We start from the raw sequence: 22302 nt of genomic DNA, 5'->3' as shown, positions 1-22302 counted from the left end.
GGAGGAAACGATATGCATATTATTGAATTCAAAGAGGTAAGCCACCAGGACATCCTCCATCACGTGAGCGGTTACTTCCGAGAAGGACGGATCACGACATTCGTCGGACCGAGCGGGGCCGGCAAAACGACTTGCTTAAAACATATCAATGGGCTTCTGTCCCCGGATGAAGGCACGATTTTATTCAAAGGGGAAGACATTCGTGAGATGGATGTGCTTGAGTTACGTAAGAAAATCGGCATGGCGTTTCAAAGTGCGCCGATGATCCAAGGGACGGTGTATGACAACCTGAATTTACCGAAAGCCATCTTTCATGAGACGCTTGAACGGGACCGGGCCGAAGACTTATTGCGTCGTGTCGATTTGAGTGAGGCGATGCTCGACCAGCCCGTCAAGTCACTTTCAGGTGGGGAGCGGAGTCGGGTCGCCATTGCCCGGACACTTGTCAACAAGCCGGACGTGCTCTTGCTCGATGAGATCACGGCCAGTTTGGACTACCGGACGGTGAAAGAAATCGAACGGCTCATCCGGAAACTCCAGCAATCGTATGGGGTGACGGTCATTTGGATCACCCATGACCTCGACCAGGCGCGACGTGTCAGTGACGACATGTGGTTCTTGAAAGACGGGAAATTGGTGGCGTTCGGAGAAGCCTCATTCATCGACGAGTCGGACGACCCAGCCATCCAACGGTTTGTAAGGGGGGAAGCGTGATGACATTTCTGGAGCTTGCCACGGCGCTCGTGTTCGTCGCGATTCCGATTGCGTTGACGCTGATCTTGAAGCTCGGGCTCGAGCGGGATATCGTCATCGCGACGGTGCGTTCGACCGTTCAACTTTTGATTGTGGGCTATATCCTGACGTTTGTGTTTGAAAGTGAGAGCCCGATCTTTATGTTGCTCATGATTGTGCTCATGATCGGGGCGGCGACGCAAAACATCATCAAAAAAGGGGATGGTATCCCGGGCATCACTTGGATGATTCTATTGTCCCTCGTCGTCATCGAGACCCTCACGATGGGACTCATGCTCGGACTTGGGATTATCCCGTTCGAGCCGGAAAAGGTGATTCCGATCAGTGGGATGGTCATCGGGAACAGCATGGTTCTCTCGTTGCTCTTCTTAAACAAGTTCAAGGACGAGGTCGAGCGGAGTGATGAGGTCATCGAGCTCATTCTCTCGCTTGGCGGGACACCGAAAGTTGCCATCGACCGCAGTCTGAAGAATGCCATCCGCACGAGTATGATTCCGACGGTCGAGGCACAAAAGACGATGGGTCTCGTTCAACTGCCGGGGATGATGAGCGGGCTGATCATCGGTGGGGCTGACCCGATGGAAGCGGTCCTGTATCAACTGTTGATTCTATTCTTAATTTTGACGACGGCCTCGATCTCGGCGACGCTCGTCGGCTATTTGGCGTATCCACGCCTATTCAATGATAAAATGCAGTACGTCGGTTTGACGTACCGGAAGGGGAAAGCATCATGATCACAGGAATACATCACGTCCAAATAACGATTCCAAAAGGAGCGGAGGAACAAGCGAAAGCTTTCTATTGCGACGTCCTCCGCCTAAAAGAAATCGAGAAGCCGGATTCATTGAAAGGACGCGGCGGGTTTTGGCTCGAGGTCGGTGACCGCTCGGTGCACGTCGGAACGGAAGATGGTGTCGACCGTTTTTCGACAAAAGCGCATATCGCTTACTCGGTGACGAACTTGTCAGAGTGGGGACCGATTTTAGAAGCGGAAGGGATTGAACGGATGGAAGGGATTCCGATTCCCGGGTTCGACCGGTTCGAATTCCGTGATCCGTTCGGAAATCGGGTCGAGATGATTCAGGCGCTGTGAGGCGGGTAGAGCGATGAAGAAATACTTGTTTGTACTGTCGGATTAAAACAAAGGAAGACTGAGATCAAAAATCCTCAGTCTTCCTTTGTTTTGTGGTACGGATCTCATCCGGAACGACGGTCCCTTGATGAAACCGCATCTTCCACCGGCCCTCGTCTTTGGTCCAAATCGAGCTGCGGAGCGTTTCCCGATCCAGTTCATGGTTGAGGATCCGATAGGTCACGAGGACATGTTCTTCAGACAATGGATGGATAGAAAAGTCAGAGAGCGTCGCGTCAATCGAAGGAAGCTGAAACGTCTGAGCGTCCCAGTCCTGAAACAACAAGCGACCGGAGCTACCGATTTCAAAAAAGTCTTCTGTTAATAACGTTCGGAGTTTTTCCGTGGAGGAACGGACCTCCGGCGTTAAGAGTTGTTCCTCAAGAGACTGGAGGTGGGCGGACAATTCATTCATGTGGTGACCTCGTTTCGGTTTTGATTCATGACGATGACCCCAAGTACGATGAACAGAAGGCCTAAGCTGTTTAAAACGGACAATACTTCTCCATAGATGAACACCCCGATCAATCCGGTCGCGACCGTCCCGAGTCCTGCCCAGACACTGTAGGCGATACTGAGCGGAATTGTTTTCAAAACGATGCCCATTAGTGTGAACGAAAGGGCAAAGCTGACAAGAAGAACGACGCTCGGAATAAGATTCGTGAATCCGTCTGACAGTTTCAACATCGATGTCCCGAGCACTTCAAATCCGATGGAAACGAATAAGAGAATATACGCCTTCATTTCAATCACTCCTCACACTTTCATCAACACGAGACCCAAAATGACCAAACCGATGCCGACGACACGCTGCCGATCAATCCGTTCTTTGAACACGAGGAATCCGATCACGGCCGTGAGTGCCGTGCCGATCCCGCTCCAAAACGCGTAGGCGAAGCTGAGAGGGAGAGAAAAAAGAGCCAGCGATAGTAAATAAAACGCCGTTCCGTAACCGAGAGCGACGCCAAGGACCGGAAGGCGGCTCGAGACGGTCGTATTCCATTTCAGCATGCTCGACCCGAATAATTCGGACAAAATCGCCCCCATCAAATAGACAAAGCCCATCTCAGGCACCTCCTTGCATTAACTCCTCACACGCCTCCCGAATCAACTTTGCCGCGCGGTCTTTGAAGGACGCGCTATATCCATAAAGGACGGCGAACCAGAATCCGTCACATAATAACCGAAGCTTCAAAATCGCATCCTGGTCCGGACCATCCGCTTTGAACTGCTGGTCCCACGTTTGGTAGGCGTCCTGCCATAAAGCCTCACTTTCCGGATCTTCCTGCGACGAAATGAAGACCGCAATCAAATCGGTGTCTTCCCGGTCGACGTCCCGAAGTGTCGCTTCCGCATAGGCGCGGGTGAACGGGTACGGACCGTCTGTCAGATGTTCATCGATTCGCCGTTCGAACGTGTCGAGGGCGAGTGCGTTCATCTGACGCAACAAGTTCGCCTTGTTGGTAAAGTGATATAAGACCCCTGCCTTTGTCATACCGGCACGTGTAGCCAAACGTTCTAAAGAGAGCTGACTGATCCCATCTTCCCGAATCATCTCAGCAGCGAGATGGAGTAACCGTTGTTTGTTGTTCATAACATCACCTCGATAACGTAACTTTACTGACCGTTTAGTAAAGTCTACATTAACAAATCGGAAACAGAATGTCGAGCGGGAAGGAATCGGTGAGTGGGATGAGAATGAAGGTGAGTGGGATGAGAATGAAGAGGAGAGGAGGAATGAAGATGGGATCACATTTGATGCACCTCGTCATTGCGAATGAGGTGCTCTCACATTTAGAAGGGATGAATGAGATCGATTTTTTACTCGGCAATCTCGCACCTGACGCAGTCGATGCAAAAGCAGGGACGCATTATTACGCGGGACGGCATGATGACTTGTCACGCCGACTCGACATCGAACAATATTGGATTGACAGTGAGGGAGAAGAACTGTCCTATCGTCTCGGTGTGTATTGTCATCTCGTGGCCGATGAGATTTGGCTTCAGGGATTTTACAAAGGGTGGCTCAAACAGCTTATTTTAAGCAATCCATCAAAGCAGGCAGCGTATTATAAAGATTTTGATGCGTATAATGCGCAACTTGCGAATCGTCTCGGAGGATTTGACTTTGACAGATTGAAACGACAAGCAGTCGGGGGAATGCATGATCTTGTATCGAAAGTAGAACGGGATGCGCAGGAGACTGAAAAAGGGCAAATGACAATGTTTTTGCCCCATCAGTTTGAAGGATATGTCGACACGTGCGTACTGCGTTGCAGACAGATGGTTCAGCGGAAAATGGAAGAGGTGAGGGGTTAGACCGAGGTGACGTTCCTCGGTCTTATTTTACATTCATCGACGAATCGTTTGATCATCTCTTGTCCATCCGGTGTGCCAATCGACTCCGGATGGAACTGGACGCCATACGTCGGATGAGTCGGGTGTTCAAGGGCCATGATGACGCCATCCGTCGTCTCCGCGGTCACGATGAGCTCGGTCTCTTTTACGACGAGTGAGTGATAGCGCATGACGTCCATCGATAACCCTTCAAATAGGACGCCTGGAACCGTATTGATTCGTGAAGCTTTCCCATGCATGACCTCATTCGCCCGACCGACGATGCCGCCGAACGCCTCGGCGATTACCTGATGACCAAGACAGATTCCGAGAATCGGAATGAATCCGGACAATTCCCGGACGACTGCAAGCGAGACATCGGCGTCTTTCGGACCACCGGGACCGGGGGAGAGGATGATACCGTTCGGGTTCATGCGACGGATTTCTTCTATAGTATGCTCATCGTTCCGGATGACACAGACGTACTGAAGCGGGCGACGTCCTGATAGACGTTATACGTGAACGAGTCGTAATTGTCGATGAGGAGAATCATGCGAACACCTCCAAAAGAGATTTGGCTTTATGCAACGTTTCTTCATATTCCGATACCGGGTCTGAGTCATAGACGATGCCGGCGCCGGCCTGAACGTGGGCCGTGTCGCCTTGGATGACCATCGTCCGGATGGCGAGAGCGAAGTCGAACCCGCCCCGGACGTCGAGATAGCCGACCGCCCCGGCGTATACTTCCCGTTTCACGGTCTCGAGCTCATCAATCAATTGCATCGCCCGAATCTTCGGAGCACCCGAGACGGTACCGGCCGGAAGACAGGCACGGAGCGCATCAATCGGCGTGACATCCTCCCGCAGTTCACCTTCGACTTCGGAGACGAGATGCATGACGTTTTTAAACCGTTCGAGCTCGATGTGTTTCGGGATGGTGACCGTGCCGACTTTGGCGACGCGTCCGATATCGTTTCGACCGAGATCGAGAAGCATCCGGTGCTCGGCGAGTTCCTTCTCGTCCTTTAGAAGTGACTCCGCGTGACGCACGTCTTCCTCAACGGTACTCCCACGCGGACGGGTCCCCGCAATCGGATTCGTCGTCACTTTTCCGTTCTCGACACGGACGAGACTTTCCGGCGAAGCGCCGAGGACGATGGCTTCTCCGAGGTCGATGTAGAACAAATACGGACTCGGATTTTGTTTACGTAGCGTCCGGTAAAAGTGGAACGGGTCACCGGTGAATGTGGCATCGATGCGTTGTGATAAGACGAGTTGGAACACCTCGCCCGCGAGAATTGACTCTTTCGCCTGAAGGACACGGTTGATGAATTCATCTTTCGTCGTCAAAAGCTGTTCGCTCGTCCGGACGACCGGTTCGAGTTGATGCGTCTCCGGCGTCTCGAGCTGTTCGCGGATGGACTCGAGTCGATCGGTCGCGTCGGCTTCACCCATATCGAGCAAGATGACTTGTTCCTCCAGGTGATCGTATAAGACGACGGTCTCATATCGTTGGAAGAGGGCGTCCGGTAAACCACGTGTCTCGGTCGGTGTATTCGGAATCGGTTCATACACCCGTAGTAGATCGTAACCGATATAGCCGACGGCACCCCCGATGAACGGATACGGTGCCTCGATATCGTTACGCATGATGCGTTCAGATAGGGCGTGGAGCGGGTCGTCCGCATAGATGGTGCCAGTCGAATCTGTCACGTCGTTCCCGTCGATCCGAATCGTCTCGACCGGGTTCGCTGCGATGATTGAATAACGACCGTGCTTACCTTCTGCCCGGCTCTCAAGCAACACCTTTCGTTCACCTTGTAGCCGATGGAAAATTGCCACCGGTGTCAGTTCGTCGCCATTGATGATGAGTTGTTGCATCGAAATCTCCTCCTTAAACTAAAAAACCTCCCCGCCCTACATGTCCGATTGGACATGAAGGACGAGGAGGTTTCCCCGTGTTGCCACCTTCGTTGAAAGACGCCTTGTCTTCCCACTCATCGCGAACCATCATTCGCTGTCCCCGATAACGGGAGGACCCGTCAGAGCCTACATGTCGGTCTGAACGCTCAAAAGCCCATTCACGCAAGACACGACACCGGTTCGCATCGACCACCGGCTTTCTGGAGACGTCCCTTCGCGTTACTCTTCTTTTTCATCGCGAGTTCGTATAAATGTTAACGTAACTTTATCGAGATAGGAGGGAAATGTCAACTGCCAATCGTGTCGAGTTTCATACGAAATTGCACGCTGTCACCACGGAGACATAGCGAAAAAGATTGTTCATTTCGAAAAAGGGGAATGAAGCAGTGAACGAACGTTCAGAATTCGACTCGTTCGTCGTAAAAAAAAATATGCTATGATGGACGATGAAAGGAAGGGACACCAATGGAAACACTCAACATGAAACAACTTTCTGATGACCGTTCCACTTATCAAATAGGTGGAGATCTCGAGGCGATGCGGGCAATCATGCACGATTCATTCCGTTATGTCGATTCGAGCGGACGTCAGTTCGATAAAGAAACATTTTTGGATCAGTTTGTCGACCCGGCAACGATTCAATGGATTACACAGGAGACGGTGACATTCGATGAAACCGTGAAGGGAGATCTTGCTGTCGTGCAGTTGCTCCTTGAAGAGCGCTTCATCCTCGGGACGAATGCTTATGAGGGACGCTTCTGGGCGCTGCATCTCTATGTGAAAGAAAATGGCATCTGGCTTTGGCAAGGTGGTCAAGCCACGATGATCAACGAAGGATAATCGTGAGAACGATCCGTTGATTTGTGAACTACCCTATGAAAGTTGGCATGAAGCCCCAACTTTTATAGGGTGTTTTTTATTAAATGAAAGGAAAGGAATTTTCAAAAAAAAGTACCTAATTTAGAAAATTCTTGTACACTTTTTTATCAGGGGATAATATAATAATATTGTAAACGATTGTCATTAATTTTTAGGAGGACTTATCCAGAATGAAGCAACCAAAGTATTTAGCTCTTTTCCTTGCGGGAACGCTCGCGCTCGGAGGCATTGTCCCTTCAGCAATCGTCAACGCTGAGACGACAGAAGACGTCACTGCACCTGACACCCCGGTTCTATCAGCACCATTACATACATCCTCTTCTCTCACGATTACAGGTGAGATTGGTACGAAGGCGGAAATTCTCATCAATGGGAAAACGTATGTCCGTCTTGTGCAAGACAATGGTGAAGCGATTTTTAACATGAGCCCACAATCTGTCGGCAAAGTCATCGATGTTCGTCTCGTCGATGCAAGCGGCAACATCAGTGAAACAGCACGTGCAATCGTGGCTGAAGACCCTGCAGCACGTCCGGCAGCACCGGTCATCAAACCATTGACCGAGACATCACGTGAAGTACGTGTCGTCGGTGAACCGGGACAATACGTTGTCCTCACAGTAGGTGATAAGACATATAAAGGGAAATTCGATGCGAATGGCCTTTACCGTCGAGTCATCACACCGCAACCTGCAAAATCTTGGTTAGAGGCACAGACGATTTCGACAAAAGGCGCAAAGAGTGACACGTCGCTTCGGAGCGTATACACGGATCGTTATGCACCAAAACCTGCCCGTCTCACGAAGTCTGTCACGGCAGCCATGCACGGGGTCTTCGGGAAAGCAGAACCTTTCTCGACAGCAGTCGTGACAATCGGGGACAAGACTTACTCGGCACCGGTTATGTCACATGGCGGTTTCATTGTAGAAATCCCTTACCAAAAGATGGGTCAAAAGATGTCACTCGTCATCGTGGATGGCGCCGGTAACGTCAGCAAGCCAAAAGAGATCACGGTTCAGCATAAGCTTTACCATGACTTCCATCGGGTCTACTTTGACGGCATGAAGTTGACACTTCCAAAAGAGGCATTCCGTGCCTCAGCTGACACACGATATACTGAGACGTTGGCACCTGTCTTCCTCGGTCATCCATCGAAGGCGAACATGAACTTCCTTCTCAACTATATGGCGGAGGATGGTGAAGTCATCGGATTTGAGAAGATGACGATTCGTGTCGGCCGCGCGGTGTACACGCAAGACATCCCGGCAGATGAAGTCGGATATGAGGCGTACGAAGATGGAACGGTGGAAGAATCTTATGTGTTCAAACCAAACGCAGACCTTATCCGTTTCGTAGACCGGTACGTCCGTCCGGAAAACCGGATCGTCGTGACAATCGAAGGCAGTGACTACGACCTCGAGTTCAATCTTGCGGGTGGAGAAAAGCGCGCGTTCATGCAGTCTCTTGAATACGCAGGATACTAATAACTAGGACCGGTGGAAACACCGGTCTTATTTTTTTTGACAATTTGAAATGGGAACGAATCGAAGTGTAAAAAGGATTCACTAAATAGAGAAGAAACCATTCATTTTTTGAAGAACTTATTCGTAAGTTCAATTTGCGGAGACGCTTGAATGAATTTGGAAAAATGAATTTGAAAAGGGGAGCCGTATGCATGGGCGGACGTCACAATCGGATCGTTGTGAAAGTCGAAGGGGCTAACGGCGATCTGGAGTTCAAACTTGCGGGTGCAGAGAAGCGTGCGTTTATCAAATCACTCCAATATGCAGGATACTAACACAGGAGACCGGTGGGGACACCGGTCTTTTTGTATGGACGGAAAGAAGTCACTCCACCTTCACGAGTCAAAATGGAGAGATGACCTGAGAGGGCGAAACACAAATTCCCTTTGATTGGGATTGGGGTTTGATAAATGGTTTATAATGGTTTTAACAATCAGGTCAATGATTTTGATAAATGGAAATCTTTAAGGTAATCATTGGACTTTCAAAAACTATAATGTAAATTAAATGCTAAAGGTAATAAATGGTATATTTATATCGATAAATTCAATTTTGATACTAAATCGCATGAAATCAACAAAAAACGACTTAATTCGACATTTCCAAAAAAGGTAAAAAAGAAAATGAATTAAACTAAATTATCCAAAATTCAAAAACGTTACCAAATTTGCGAAAAAAAACGCTTGTGCCAATTGGAAGTGTTATGTATATTATGGATGTAAGGTTTTCCAAGAACAGTCTTGGTAAATTGTTCAAGAAAAATTCTTGAAGAGACTTCTACCGGGGGAGAACGCTCGGTCTTGGGAAGGGTCGGATACATAATCATTAATTATTTTATTCGTTGTTATGGACGCTCGACTCCAAACGGGATCGTTTGTGCAAGGACGGTAGAAAAACCTATCTACCTAAGGGAGGATTTACATCAGATGGCTAAGAAGAAACAATTCGTTACTGCAGCGGCAGCGTTCGCAGTAGCAGCATCAGCAGTAGCGCCTGCAATCACAGCAGACGCGGCATCAACAACGGTCCGTCTTTCATCGGACTACGTGCGTGGAGGAAACCTTGACGCAGCACTCGACAAAGAGTACCACGGTGGCGAGATCCACTGGTACAAATCATCAATCGACATGAACAAACTTGGCGTGTTCCAAACTGCTAAAGGTTTTGTAAAAGGCCAAGGCATCCGCGTTGAGAAGAAACTTCGCGTTTTGAACCACGCACAAGAAATCGTTCCAGCTGAAGAACTCGTTTTCGAACAAGGCGTTCCTGTATCAGGAATCCGTATTCAACCAGTTCGTTTCGCGGATGGCGTAGAATACAACAAGGTTGTTTCGTACCGCGGATTCTCAACTGAAGAAGCGGGTGAGTTCGAAGGAACATTCACATACGCAAACCGTGCATTCGGTACAGTTACACAAACTGTCAAGTATAAAGTCGTTTCATCTGCACCTGCATTGGAATCAGTTACTGCAGTAGATGTAAACAAAGTAGAAGTGAAGTTCGACAAGCCAGTCGATCCAGCTAAAGCAACTGTGAAATTGACTAAAGGTCTTGCGAACTACAACGTAACAACTGAGTGGAACGAAGCGAAAGACGCTGTCGTCATCACATCAGTATTGAGCAAACTCAGCCCAGCTGACTACACTGTAGTCGTTACAGGTTTGACTGACGAAGCACTTTCTGCTGACGTGAAATTCGAAGCAGAAAAAGCAGCTGCACTCGAAATGTCTACTGAAAAAGTTGACATTGCTGGTAATGCAACTATTTACTTCAACGTTCTTAACCAATACGGTACGCCGTTCACAACTGTAAAAGCTTCTGACCTTACAGTTGCGCTCAATGAATCACTCGAAGGCGTTACTAAACTAGAAGCAGCAATGCCGGCTATTTCTACTGATAAAGCTGGAAACCTTAAAGTTGCTACAACTATTTCTTATGATGCAAGCAAATTGAAAGCGGGCGAGACATTCAACGTTACTGCGGTATACAAAGGAATCGTTCTTTCTGGAGACGTGACATTCGTTAACCCAATCGACCTCGAAACACTTGCGTTCGGTGCAGTATCACCATTGAAAGACAAAACACGCATCACGGTCGGCGAAGAAAACCTCGTTGTAGATTACACAGCTGTTGATCAGTATGGTGCTGCTTACGAGTTAACTTCAACAGACTTGAGCGGAATCAAATTCGTATCTTCTAACTCTGCAGTCGTCGATGCTTCTTCGATCGAAATCGTAGAGAAAAAGTTGACGCTTGATGCTGGTTCTGAAGCTGGAACTGCAATCATCACTGCAATCATGCCTGGCGGTAAGACAGCTCAATTCTCAGTAACAGTTGAAGCAACTGCTGCTGTGAAGACGGTCGTACTTTCAGCTCCAACGGCATTGCTTGCTGATGAAGAAACAGCTTCACTTGACCTCGTTGCTTACGATCAATTCGGTCAAGTCATCGCCAACAAAGACCTCTCAGGTGTTAAATTCACTGAAGGTTTCGCAATCAACGCGAAAACTGGCAAGTTAGAAGGTGCTGTTGAAGAGAGCAGCGCATTCAAAGTGGCTGTCCTTTCAACTGAAGATAAGGAACTTGCAGCAGTAACATTCGCAGTTGAAGCGAAAGCTGTTGCGAACACAATCTCTGCAATCAACTTCGACTCACTCTTTGAGGTCGGTGCTTCTAAAGCAATCACACTTGATGATGTTTCAGTGAAAGACCAATACGGTCGTGACTTCGAACCTACATCGATCACGGTAACTGCAGTTGACGCTGAAAACGACAACTTCACAACTTCTGGTAACACATTCACAGCTGCGAAAGCTGGTAAAGAAACGTTCACTGTCAAAGTTGAAAACAGTGAAAGTGCAGTGAAAAATATCACGTTGACTGCGATTGAAGCAAAAGATATCGTTTCATACGAATTGGCTTCACTTGGCACAATCTACAACGCTGCTGATTACTCAGTTGACGCTCAATTGATGGGTAAAACTGCTGACGGTAAATCAGTCATCCTTAAAGATGACAAGATTGCGAAGTTGACTTCAAGCAACGAAGCGGTGGCAACTGTTTCTGGCGTTAAAGTAACTGGATCACTTTCTACAGATGTTGCTTCTGGAACTTCTACAATCAAGGCGTGGAGCGCTGACGGTAAACTTCTCGGATCTTCAGTTGTAACGGTTACAAACGCAACTCCTGAGTTGTACTCAATCGTCGCTAATGAACAATTTGAATCAAATGTAGCATCGGTATTCACTTCTAAAGACCAATACGGTCACGACTTCGATGAAGCGGGTACTTGGTACTTCACAAGCACAGCTGCGAACGGTGGTACTACACCTGCAACTGCTGGTACCCAAACTTTCTCAAACGCTGATACGGATGGATTTGAGCTTGAGGCTGGCGACTACGCAGTGAAGTTTGTCTCAGAAGACGGACTTACTGTTGCGACGACAACAATCTCAGTAAAATAATTGGATTTGCCGGTTTGAATAATCTGGTGTTAAATCCCTAGAGACAAGGGTTTCCTTCAAAAGTGAAGGGAACCCTTGTTTATTTTTCTAATGATTACCTTCGAGTTTGTCAGGTGGCTCTCATGTTGAACCAATGTCTTCGATAGAAGCATCGATTCGCCGTTGTTTGAGGCAGTCGCAATTACTACAGAGAAGGGTTGGCTTCAATGACGATCTACTTTGGATGCTGTACGGAAAGTTGTGAAAACAACCATCTGTTTTACAATCTATATCGTTTCTGGCAACGCCGAAAACGGCCTCAGATCCTTTAAGTTCAGGACTGAAGCCGTTTTGACGTTTGTTATTTATTGATCAGAGGGCACATCATGTAGCAGTGGCTCTGTTTTTACATCGGTACTTCAATTTGTCGTTTTTCGTTATTTGAGAGGGTGTACGTCACGATATAGTTTGAACCCGATCCCTTCACGCTGGCCGACCGGATTGTCGTGTTCGACTGGTCGAGCCGGATGAGCGTGAGGTAGCGTACGTCTTTCCCGGTGTTGTACGAGATGACTTGCGGGCGTGGTTTCCATTCGTAATCCTCGACGGCGACGAAACTGGTGCTGTTTCGCATCGAGGCGTTCTTCAAATTGAGCTGCATGAGCTGGATTGTACGCCCGCTCGTGTCCCCATATAGTACGTTCTGTGTCGCCATCGAGCTTCGGAGAAGTTTCAACCCTTCCGCGAGATGGAAACGTTGCACGTACTTCGCTGAGGCGGGGGAGGTGATCCGGTCGTAAACCACGAGAGTCTGCTCCCGGTCATAGACGAGCGTCCGGCGGTGTGTCGCGTCTTTACCGATCAACTGACTTTCACCGACGGAGATCAGCGTCGAACCGGTGTTGCGGACCTGGAGGATTCGACTTTTCTTCCGCATGGCTGCCGAGAGGTCGAGGTTTTCGCCTTCTCGATGAACCGTATTGTGTGCCTCGACCCCGAAGACGCTTCGACGTTCCGGTCGGTTCGTGTAACCGTAGCGTCCCGTCTCGATGATGAAGTCGCGGCCGAGTCCGTACACATCGATGCTTAAATCGTCGGCGTGCTTATGGGCGTTGCTGTGAAAACCTGCCGTCATCATGACTTGTGTCGCCTGATTGAACGCGCGTGGAGGAGAAGACCAATACTCACGCATGAAACTGAACTGATTGCTGATTCGTTTTGCAGTAAACGGCGGGCGTGTTCCGCTCTTTCCTTGGGTGACCGCATAGGTGAGTTCGGGGAAATCTCCGATATGCGGGATGATTGACGTGGAGCGCTTGCTCCCTGACGTGTCCCCGAAAATCGGCAGCGTCCCGTTCGGTTTTACCATGTAAGTCAATTGTTTGGGCATCTGTTCAACCCGCTCCATACTTGCCGGCAGGGAGAAACGGTTACTGTCTGCCCAGATGACGAACCGGTCCAGCACGCTGTACATATAGGCCTGATAACCGGGGGAATGCTCTAAATGAACGGCGTCGGATGTGATGCTATGACGGATTTGTTTATCGAGCCGACGGGTGGCGAGTGTTTGCCACCAGGTGCTGCGATCAAATTGTGGGAATGTCTGGGCAATCGCGGTCAAAGCCATGTCCTGGAAAATCCCGTGATTATGGTAAGTCTTATAAAATCCTGAGGTCGCCAACAAGGTGCCGTGGTCATGGATCGTCCGCAACATCAACCCGGTAAATGCCGTGTCTTTATACAAGGATGAAGATTTATAGGACTCCCAAAAATTCAACAAATGGAACGTTCGAATGGCGGTGCCGTGGTCATTATATGCCCAACGGTTCTGTTTATAAGTATTCATCGGGTGCGCTTTCGTCCAGCTTTTAACGACACGCATCCCGTATTTTAAATAGGCTGTATCGCCCGTATCATCATACGCTTGCGTTAATTGATTCAACACCGTCAAATAGTGGATTTGAAACGGATAGGAGTTGCTCGGCGTACTTGGGATATCCGTATGCCAGTTGAACGTGTCGATGTTTTTGACAATCAGTTGATTCGGTGCAGACGGGATGTACCAGTCTCCACGAATGGCACGGTCGGCGTATTGGATCGCTTTCGATGATGGCAGACGCTCGTACTCATACGGTACGTGGGGAGCCTTCTGTTTCATATATTCGTGAGTGAGCCGCTGCATCCCACTCGACTTCAAGCTCGTTTCGGACAAAGGTTCTACGAACAGGAGCTTTGCCTGGCTTTTCTTTATGTAAATCGTTCGATCACCAGTTACTGCGACATAATACCAGCCCGATGTACTGATCGCCTTGTACCGTTTTGTCGTCGGATAGGAGGTGACTGCGGTCAATTTATGATTTTTCACCTCGTAAACCGTCGCATTCGGGATGGACCGGATATGAAAATGGTTTGTGGAAGCATGAACTGATCCTTCAAGGGTAACGAAACTCCATATACCGCTCAAGAAAAGGATGAGAACCATTCGTTTCATAGCTACACCTCACTAGAATTAGATTTACTTCTTTTTCAAAGTATACCATGAGAAGAATATATTTCCTTAAACTCGAAAAAGTTGGTCGTTTTCAGTGATGCCCGTAACACGCTGCTCAGGTCTTTGCATTTCGAATATTGGATCTACCGCCCGCTCCGTCCAGACCTGACTTTGAGAAGCGGTGCGATGTGGACTGATATTGGCGAATCATTAAGTAATAGACAGCGCCTCTTGATTTCCACCTTTTTCTAAGTTAGAATTTTCAAATATGAATACTTACAAATGAGGGAACGAATGGAATATTCAATTACAAAACAACTCGTCGCACAAATCAGTGACTCGGTCCTGTCGCGGGGGGCTTCAGATTGGGAAGTCGTCATCTCGAAAGGGACGATGCTGAAGCGATGGAGGGGTAGACAAATCGTATCAGACGGCTATTTGGCGGTCACCCGAACAGGCCGTGTCATTCGACCTTTTAAAGGATACTATGTCGTTCGTCTTCAAGACAGGCAAGTATTGGTGAAAAGGAGTGATGCCATGCTCGTCATGACGCATCCTTTTACAAAGACGAGACTGTCGGACAAGATGGACCAGGTGCTCATTCATGACTATATCCATCAAAAACGTTTACTTGCCCCGTATGTGTACGAACGATTAACAAACGAACAGGCGGTGCGGTTTGCCGATCAGGCACTTGAAGGAAAATGGTACATCCCGGCGGCGCGGCAGGCGCTGGAAGTAGAGGACGTAGAGGGATTTAATTGTGCCGTCACAGTGAATGAAGCGAAAAACAACTCGTTTCGGCTTCAACTCCATTACTTGACGGTCGTCAACCAACTGACGCGTGCTTACGGGGTAACAAACGAGGAAGCGTATTTGGACTATGCACTCACTGTGATCCTTCGTTGGACGGCAAAGCATCCGGTATCCATGCAGCAACACAATCAGGACGCCTATCACGAGCACGGGACAGCGATTCGGGTCTTTCACCTGATTGGGTTTATTGAAGCGTTTCGACAGTCTTCACGTTGGCACGACCATGAGGTGACTGGGCGACTGCTGAAAGTCGTTTACGATCATGCGGTCCTGCTGTCGACAGCGGATTTTTACCGTCCCCGTCACAACCACGGCCTGTTTCAGGATATGGCACTTTTCGCGATTGCGTCTCACTTTCCTGAATTTGACCGAAGTGAGGAATGGGAACGGATTGCGCGTGCCCGGTTTGAGGACCAACTTGCATCCTGTTTATCGGAAGATGGCACGCACCTCGAACATTCTCCTGGATACCACGTTTACGTTTACCGTACGCTGACCGGCTTCAGTGAATGGGCGCACATCAACGGCTTCGAGTTACCCGAACAGTTTGAGCGAATTCATCAAATGCCGGGACGTCTCTTGCATCTGGTGAAACCGAATCGAACCCTTCCGATGCTCGGGGATACAGGGGGACAGATTCGTGGACTGGATTTAATACCGGACATGGCGTCACATCCTGATCTCGCGTATGCGGTGAGCGGGGGGCAGTATGGTGTATGTCCGACTGAACGGATGATGAATTTGGGATCGCAGTATGCAGTCATGCGTGAATATTGGCAACACCCAAAGCGTCCGATGCGCGATGCGACACACCTCGTCATGACAGCCGGTTATCACGGGAGTGCTCATAAACATGCGGATGACTTAAGCCTGGAGTTATACGGGTTAGGACGTGACTTTATCGTCGAGACGGGGCGGTATGGTTATGCCGATTGTTCAGAACGCGCACAGGCGTTACGGGTCGCTGCTCACAATACGGTGCACCGACTCGGAGATGAGCTTGACCTGGCTGTCGAGTTTGTCGGGGAGAGTGGGATTTTGTCGGTGGAAGAGGCGGGGAAGGCGATGGTCGCGACCGGTATGAGTCGATTAATTGGGAAAGGCGCGATTCATACACGTACCATCGCTTATGATCAGGCGCGTACCCTTGTGGTTTACGATCAGGTCAAATCACCCGAAGCGGATTTGTTTGTTCAACGCTTCCATCTTGCACCGGACCTTCGGCTCGTTCGAGGGTCATGTGAAGAACAGGACGTTCGGTTCGGTGATGACTCTGGACGGACTATTCAAATTGTTCAGCTGTTCCGTGAAGAAGAATCGCATATGTCAATAGAAGAGAGTCACATCTCAATCCGGGACTTCCAGTGGATTCCGCGCCGTCAAGTCGCTTCTATTGAATATGGAGATGAGATTCGGTATTTGACATTGATTCGCCTTGACCGGACCGGGAAAGCAGTCGTCGATACGCAAGTCAAACGATTGTCTGATTGTTATGAGGTCTCTTACTGGCTAGAAGGAGGGACAAGGCATCGGATTTGTGTTCCGTTGAACGAATAGGGGATAAAAGGGCATGCACTTTTTTATCATCAACTCACTGGAATTTTTTTGTATGTAAAAAGTCTGTAAAAAGTTAAAAAAATTAAACTTATGATTGTTAATTGTTTCAATATCCGTTACGTTAGAACTAGAGCGGATTGTACATATGGGGGAAGAATGAACGACTTTGGGGCAATTGAATCAAAAATGGAGTCGAACAGTGTAAGCGCTTTCTTCAATATGTCCTCTTCGCAAATTCGAAAGGGGAACTGGACATGGCAAAGAAAAGAACACGCAAGTTGTATACAGCGCTCGCAGTAGCCGCTGTATCGACGGCATCACTCACACCTGCTGTTGTAACGGAGGCGGCATCGAAAGTACCGGTTGTAAAAGCGAAATCAGCGTATGTTTATAGTGGGGATTTGGACAAGACGTTAGATGATACATACATGGGAGCTCCGATCCATTGGTACAAATCAGGTGTCGATATGGAGAAATTAGGGACTTTCCAAACGGTTCGCGGTGTTGTAAAAGGGATGGGGAAATACATCGAAAAACGTGTTCGTGTACTTGACCATCCGATTGAAATCATTCCTCCATCTGAGCCACTCGTCTTCAAACAAGGTAAACCGGCTCTTCGTATTTTGATGCAGGAAGTTCGGTTTGCGAGTGGGACATATACGAAAGCTGTTCGTTGGAGCGGTATTCATACGGATGAAGTCGGCGAATTTGTCGCGACGGCTACATACACAAACCGTGGCAAAACCGTCACTGTTGAAGTGCCGTACACGGTCGAAGGATATAAACTCTCGCTCATGCACACAAACGATACGCACGCTGCATTGAAATATGCACCAAACCGTGCGACAGCGATCAAGCAAGTGCGTGCTGAAAATCCGGATACCCTCTTGATCGATGCAGGGGACGTCTTCTCAGGGTCGCTTTACTTCAATGAGTTCAAAGGCCAAGCGGACCTTAAATTGATGAACTACATGAAGTATGACTTGATGGTACCAGGGAACCACGAGTTTGACCTCGGCGAAGCAGATGGAAACGATGAGCTTGCAGATTTCGTCAAATATGCGAACTTCCCGTTCGTCAGCTCGAACGTAGATTACTCGAGCGACCAGTATATGAACAGCCTCTTCCGCGACCAAACGACAGAGAAGCCTTATAATGGCCGACTGTACGAAGGTGTCATCAAAGTTGTAGACGGGAAGAAAATCGGATTCTTCGGTTTGACAACGGAAGAAACCGCAACGATTTCTAGCCCGGGTCCAGTTCAGTTCCAAAACTACATTGAAGAAGCGAAAAAAGCGGTTGAGACGTTCGAAGCGATGGGTGTCCATCAAATCGTTGCCGTCACGCACATCGGCTTCAATGACAACCCGAACGTGGATAACGACTTGTTGCTTGCAGAACACGTGGACGGCATCGACGTCATCGTCGGTGGACACTCGCACACACGTCTTACGGCACCGGTCGTTATCACAGAAGGCAAAACAGAGCCGACGGTCATCGTTCAGGCAGACCAATACAGCCAATTCCTTGGGACGCTTGATGTCGAGTTCGACAAAGACGGAAAAGTTATCAAGCACGCAGGTAGCTTGATTGACGTTCGTGGTCTCCAGCCAGATCCTTATGCGGTCAACCTTCTTGCACCATTTAAAGAAGTGGTTGATAAGATCAGCAATGACCCAATCGGCGTCTCGCTCTTAGCACCACTCGAAAACCCGCGTGACGAAGGTGATGTCAACGCACCAAGCGTACGTAAAAACGAAACACCGCTCGGTAACTTGATCACAGACGGTATGTTCGAGAAAGCACTTGAATATGATGCAAATGTCATCGGTGCTGTTCAAAACGGTGGCGGGATCCGTGCGGCCATCGATGCAGGAGACGTGACGACTGGTGAAGTGTTGACGACCCTTCCGTTCGGTAACACGCTTGCCATCATGGACTTGAAAGGTAGCGAGTTGCTCGCAGCATTCGAGCGTAGCGTCAGCGTTTACCCAATCGAAAGCGGTGGCTTCCTCCACGTATCTGGATTCAAAGTATTGTTCGACAGTTCGAAACCGGCTGGCGAACGCATCGTCGAAGTAACGTATGACGGCGACAAGAAGATCGACCCGAACGCAATGTATAAAGTGGCGACGAACTATTACACAGCTCAAGGTGGCGACAACTACCAAGAGTTCAAAGCTGCATTCGAAGATGCACGCGTAACGGACCTCGGTCTCATCGACTGGGAGAACTTCCGTGATCACTTGATCAGCCTTGGAAATAACATCGACCCACAAGTAGAAGGACGCATCGTAGACGTAAACGTTGCCCCATAATGAAAAAACACGCGCCATACACTTGGCGCGTGTTTTTTTTGTCGTTTTCGGGAAGAATCAAACCGTTGCGGTTGAGCGAATTGCGACCGGCATATAACTCTGTTAAGATACGGGAAGATAAAGAAATAATGACTACTTAAAAAAGGTGGAGCGGACGTATGGATGTAAAAACGACGTTGCGGGATGTGCAGGCGCACATCGCGTGGTTGAAAGAAGAGAAAGAACGGCTGAATCGAAATGAGGCACTCACCGGTGATGACCTGATTGCCCTAGACGAATTGCCTTCTTTGTCGAGACAGGCACAACGCCTGCGTCTTGACGACAAATTGTTCGCCGAGCAACAAGAAAAGTTGACAGAAGAACTCGAGGCAGCTCGCGCCCGTTTCCCGAAGGTGGAAGCGAGAGGGAGCAAGTCAAACGGTACCCGTTTTTATGAGAAAGCAAATGTTCATGTCGCTTTCGTCGGACCGACGAAGCGGGCGGCAGAGCTTGATCGTCTTTGTCATGTCCACTTGTTTGACAATGTGACAGGATTTTTAGAGATCGAGGCGACACATCACCTCGACTTTCTTTTGATTTCAGCTGCACTCGTGAAAGATGAGACAACGGCATTCCATCATATGGGAACACCGCGCTCGCATTCACGCCATTGGCTCGGCAACTTAATTCGTAAAGCTCGACAAAAAGATATTCGTGTCGTTTTCGAAACCACGCTCGACACGAACCACTTCGATCGTTTTTCCTCTCTGGCTGCTCAATGTGACTATATTTTCACTGCGAATGAAGAACGTGTAAACGATTATATAGAAGAGGCCGGGCATGAGCGTGTCTTTGTCATTCGCCCCGGTGTCGATCCGATCCGCTTTAACCCAATCGGGATGACGAAGCAACAAGCAGATCGCGTCGTCGCCACGAATGACTTCCCGGTCCGCCGTTTCTCAAAAGATTTGGAAACGCTGGCGAAAGGTGTGCTTGATGCAGATAAGCCACTTTATGTAGTGCGTGAGGCGGATGAACAAACAGTTTCTCTAGCCCCGGCATCGCTTCGAGATGCTTTGGTCCATGGGTCAACCGAGGACATCGAAGAGCTCAAAGCATCGTCAAACTGGATCCTTCATGTCAATGAGGTGAAAAATAGTCCGTCGATGAGTGCCCAGGCCATTTATGATGCACAGGCACGAGGGAACCTGGTCTTAACGAATTACAACGTCGCTGTGAACAACGACTTCCCGAACGTGTTTATCGCTACGAGTGCGCTTGATGCGAAAGGGATTTTAGAGATGTTCCAAACGGATGAAGCGCGCCTTGAACACCAGCTGTCAGGCGTACGAAACATCTTCTCGAACCATACGATCTATGACCGGTTCAGTGAGATGTTGTTTGCGCTCGGAATCAACCGTGAGATTCGCCGTGAAGTTCTCGTCGTCGGACGAGGGGATGAGGCCACGCTGAACGAACAGTTCGAACGACAGTCTTATCCATACAAACGCTTTGTACTGGAGTCTGAGTTAAAAGAAGAAGACCTCGAAGATATCGATTTTGTGACGGTGTTCGATGATCGCTATCATTATTTAGACTACTATGTAGAGGATCTGATCAATGCCTTTAAATATACGGATACGCCGTTCGTCACGAAAGGCAAGGCGGGGGCTGAACACGAATTCGTTGATGGCTACGAGGATGTTGCGCTCACGGTCTTTGCCTCCGATGTGTTTACGCTTGAACTTTTAAACGGCCAGGCGGTTGTCGAAGGAACAGGCTATGCAATCGACCGGTTCGAACTGCTTTCAGCAGAGGACACACTCGTTCCGAATCCACCGGGGGATTACGCACTATCGATGATTGTTCCGATTTATAACAATGGTCGTTATTTGTATAACAAATGCTTCTCGAGCCTGCTCCGTAGCTCGATTTTTGAAGACATGGAAATCTGGCTCGTCGATGACGGTTCGACCGAACGTGAAACAACCGGCTATATCGAACGTCTCGTCCGGAAGTACCCGAATGTGTATACGTACTCGTTCAATGATGGCGGAAGCGGGAGCGCCTCGCGTCCTCGTAACAAAGGGGTCGAACTCGCGACCACGCCGTATATCGCCTTCCTTGACCCGGATAATGAAGCCGTCAACGATGGGTATGCCGCCCTATATCAAATTATGAAAGATGATGAAACACTCGACCTTACAGTCGGAAGCATGTTGAAGCTTGCCGCAAATGAAGCGATGATTGAGTTGAATGACCTCGAACCGGGAGGGGTACGGGTATTAGAAGACCCACGTAGCTATCTGCTCGAACACCACTTCAAGGTTCAAAGTATCCAAACGATGGTCATCCGCAAAGACTTCCTGCAACAGAATAACTTGGAGCAAGTCATCGGGGCAGTCGGACAAGACTCGCTCTTCTTCCAGGAGATGTTCCTCAATGCAAAACGGGTTGCGTTACTTGATTTGACGATTCACGATTACTATGCGGCCGTTGCCGGGTCAACTGTGAACACGATCACGAAGAAATACTTCATGAAGTGTGTCATCCGTGAGACGGCGCGTGCTAAAGCGTTTGCCCGGGAAGGGGTACTGGATGAGTATCGTGACACACGATTCGAGCGCTTTTTCTCGATGTGGTATCTCGTCTTCTTACGTCGAAGCAAGCCTGAAGAGTTTTTCGAGAATGCGGAACAGCTCTATCAAATCGTTGAGCAATACCGTCCAATTGAATTGAAGTCGCCAATCGTTCGACAGTTCGTCGACTTGTATGAGGCAGGGCAAAAACAGGAATTGAAGCGTCTCTATTTTGACGCATACTTGTGAGGTGAGAGCATGAGCAGTGAGCTTGAAAAAGAAATTGGTCTATTAAAGCAGCGGGTCAAGCAACAAGATGAAGAGATTCGTCATTTAAAGCATGATGAGCGGATGCTTCGTCAAAAACATCGTCGACTCGTCCAAAAATATGGTGATTTATTGTATACGTTCGAATGGACGGCCAAGACGATTGAACAAAAAGAACGCGCCATACAGGATGCAAACAAAAAGTATGATGCGTTGAATCACAAGTACCGCCGTCTCGTGAATTCAAAAGCCGGAAAAGCGATTTTGAAAGCGCAGGCTGTCGCAAGACGCATTCGCAAATAAATGAC

General features: G+C 48.8%; 18 protein-coding genes, 1 pseudogene and 1 other annotated feature. Of the genes and pseudogenes, 12 read left to right on the top strand and 7 right to left on the bottom strand.

Annotated elements, in window-relative coordinates:
• Positions 1-12: 12 nt before the first annotated feature.
• From KNP03_RS04215 to KNP03_RS04205, 3 genes are read left to right on the top strand one after another with little or no spacing between them, the layout of a single operon-like run.
• The gene (locus tag KNP03_RS04215; protein ID WP_214825698.1) at positions 13-714 is read left to right on the top strand and encodes an ABC transporter ATP-binding protein; all 702 of its coding nucleotides are present in this window, start codon (positions 13-15) and stop codon (positions 712-714) included.
• Positions 714-1487 carry an ABC transporter permease gene (locus KNP03_RS04210; RefSeq protein WP_214825696.1) on the top strand — a complete coding sequence of 258 codons (774 nt, stop codon included), beginning with the start codon at positions 714-716 and terminating at the stop codon, positions 1485-1487. The genes KNP03_RS04215 and KNP03_RS04210 overlap by 1 nt, the downstream gene beginning before the upstream one ends.
• Positions 1484-1846 (top strand): VOC family protein, encoded by a 363-nt coding sequence (locus KNP03_RS04205; protein WP_214825694.1) that lies wholly within the window; start codon positions 1484-1486, stop codon positions 1844-1846. The genes KNP03_RS04210 and KNP03_RS04205 overlap by 4 nt, the downstream gene beginning before the upstream one ends.
• 64 nt (positions 1847-1910) lie before the next feature.
• On the opposite strand, the gene KNP03_RS04200 is transcribed toward KNP03_RS04205, so the two are convergent.
• From KNP03_RS04200 to KNP03_RS04185, 4 genes are read right to left on the bottom strand one after another with little or no spacing between them, the layout of a single operon-like run.
• Entirely contained in the window at positions 1911-2300 is a 390-nt protein-coding gene (locus KNP03_RS04200) for a nuclear transport factor 2 family protein (RefSeq protein WP_214825692.1), read from the bottom strand.
• Complete coding sequence (locus KNP03_RS04195; protein WP_214825690.1) at positions 2297-2629, bottom strand: DMT family transporter; 333 nt, start codon at positions 2627-2629, stop codon at positions 2297-2299. The genes KNP03_RS04200 and KNP03_RS04195 overlap by 4 nt, the downstream gene beginning before the upstream one ends.
• A 12-nt stretch (positions 2630-2641) precedes the next feature.
• Positions 2642-2950: a DMT family transporter gene (locus KNP03_RS04190; RefSeq protein WP_214825689.1), complete on the bottom strand. Its 309-nt coding sequence runs from the start codon at positions 2948-2950 to the stop codon at positions 2642-2644.
• Position 2951: 1 nt separating this feature from the next.
• Positions 2952-3479: a TetR/AcrR family transcriptional regulator gene (locus KNP03_RS04185; protein WP_214825687.1), complete on the bottom strand. Its 528-nt coding sequence runs from the start codon at positions 3477-3479 to the stop codon at positions 2952-2954.
• Between the two features lie 149 nt (positions 3480-3628).
• On the opposite strand from KNP03_RS04185, the gene KNP03_RS04180 reads away from it, so the two are divergent.
• Entirely contained in the window at positions 3629-4204 is a 576-nt protein-coding gene (locus tag KNP03_RS04180; protein WP_214825685.1) for a zinc dependent phospholipase C family protein, read from the top strand.
• Here KNP03_RS04180 and KNP03_RS04175 read toward each other — a convergent pair.
• Together KNP03_RS04175 and trpE are read right to left on the bottom strand one after the other, a co-directional pair.
• Positions 4201-4775 (bottom strand): annotated as a pseudogene (locus tag KNP03_RS04175) (anthranilate synthase component II). The gene KNP03_RS04180 and the pseudogene KNP03_RS04175 sit on opposite strands and share 4 nt — an antisense overlap.
• Positions 4772-6103, bottom strand: a complete 1332-nt coding sequence (trpE, locus tag KNP03_RS04170; RefSeq protein WP_214825683.1) for an anthranilate synthase component I — start codon at positions 6101-6103, stop codon at positions 4772-4774. The pseudogene KNP03_RS04175 and the gene trpE overlap by 4 nt, the downstream one beginning before the upstream one ends.
• Positions 6104-6157: 54 nt before the next feature.
• Positions 6158-6390: a binding site (T-box leader), on the bottom strand.
• A gap of 220 nt (positions 6391-6610) precedes the next feature.
• On the opposite strand from trpE, the gene KNP03_RS04165 reads away from it, so the two are divergent.
• The 4 genes from KNP03_RS04165 to KNP03_RS04155 all read left to right on the top strand — a co-directional run bounded on the left by KNP03_RS04165 (position 6611) and on the right by KNP03_RS04155 (position 12008).
• Positions 6611-6985 carry a nuclear transport factor 2 family protein gene (locus KNP03_RS04165; protein WP_214825677.1) on the top strand — a complete coding sequence of 125 codons (375 nt, stop codon included), beginning with the start codon at positions 6611-6613 and terminating at the stop codon, positions 6983-6985.
• A gap of 209 nt (positions 6986-7194) precedes the next feature.
• Positions 7195-8505, top strand: a complete 1311-nt coding sequence (locus KNP03_RS04160) for an Ig-like domain-containing protein (RefSeq protein ID WP_214825675.1) — start codon at positions 7195-7197, stop codon at positions 8503-8505.
• A gap of 191 nt (positions 8506-8696) precedes the next feature.
• A complete protein-coding gene (locus KNP03_RS13540) occupies positions 8697-8819 on the top strand; it encodes a hypothetical protein (protein WP_276313791.1) in 123 nt (40 codons plus the stop codon).
• Between the two features lie 651 nt (positions 8820-9470).
• Positions 9471-12008, top strand: coding sequence for a hypothetical protein (locus KNP03_RS04155; RefSeq protein ID WP_214825673.1), 2538 nt, complete (start codon positions 9471-9473; stop codon positions 12006-12008).
• 385 nt (positions 12009-12393) lie between these two features.
• Here KNP03_RS04155 and KNP03_RS04150 read toward each other — a convergent pair whose 3' ends face one another.
• Positions 12394-14478, bottom strand: a complete 2085-nt coding sequence (locus tag KNP03_RS04150; protein ID WP_214825671.1) for a heparinase II/III family protein — start codon at positions 14476-14478, stop codon at positions 12394-12396.
• 294 nt (positions 14479-14772) lie between these two features.
• Here KNP03_RS04150 and KNP03_RS04145 point away from each other — a divergent pair, with 294 nt between their 5' ends.
• The 4 genes from KNP03_RS04145 to KNP03_RS04130 all read left to right on the top strand — a co-directional run bounded on the left by KNP03_RS04145 (position 14773) and on the right by KNP03_RS04130 (position 22297).
• Positions 14773-16851, top strand: a complete 2079-nt coding sequence (locus tag KNP03_RS04145; protein ID WP_214825669.1) for an alginate lyase family protein — start codon at positions 14773-14775, stop codon at positions 16849-16851.
• A 254-nt stretch (positions 16852-17105) separates the two neighbouring features.
• Positions 17106-19169: a bifunctional metallophosphatase/5'-nucleotidase gene (locus tag KNP03_RS04140; protein ID WP_214825667.1), complete on the top strand. Its 2064-nt coding sequence runs from the start codon at positions 17106-17108 to the stop codon at positions 19167-19169.
• Positions 19170-19327: 158 nt separating this feature from the next.
• Complete coding sequence (locus KNP03_RS04135; protein WP_214825666.1) at positions 19328-21976, top strand: glycosyltransferase; 2649 nt, start codon at positions 19328-19330, stop codon at positions 21974-21976.
• A gap of 9 nt (positions 21977-21985) precedes the next feature.
• Positions 21986-22297: a hypothetical protein gene (locus KNP03_RS04130; RefSeq protein WP_214825664.1), complete on the top strand. Its 312-nt coding sequence runs from the start codon at positions 21986-21988 to the stop codon at positions 22295-22297.
• Positions 22298-22302 lie beyond the last annotated feature (5 nt).

The sequence above is a fragment of the Exiguobacterium algae genome (assembly GCF_018617875.1).
Lineage (GTDB): Bacteria > Bacillota > Bacilli > Exiguobacteriales > Exiguobacteriaceae > Exiguobacterium > Exiguobacterium algae.
Note: the sequence above shows the minus strand (reverse complement) of the source record. Positions and strands in the feature narration are given on the sequence as shown.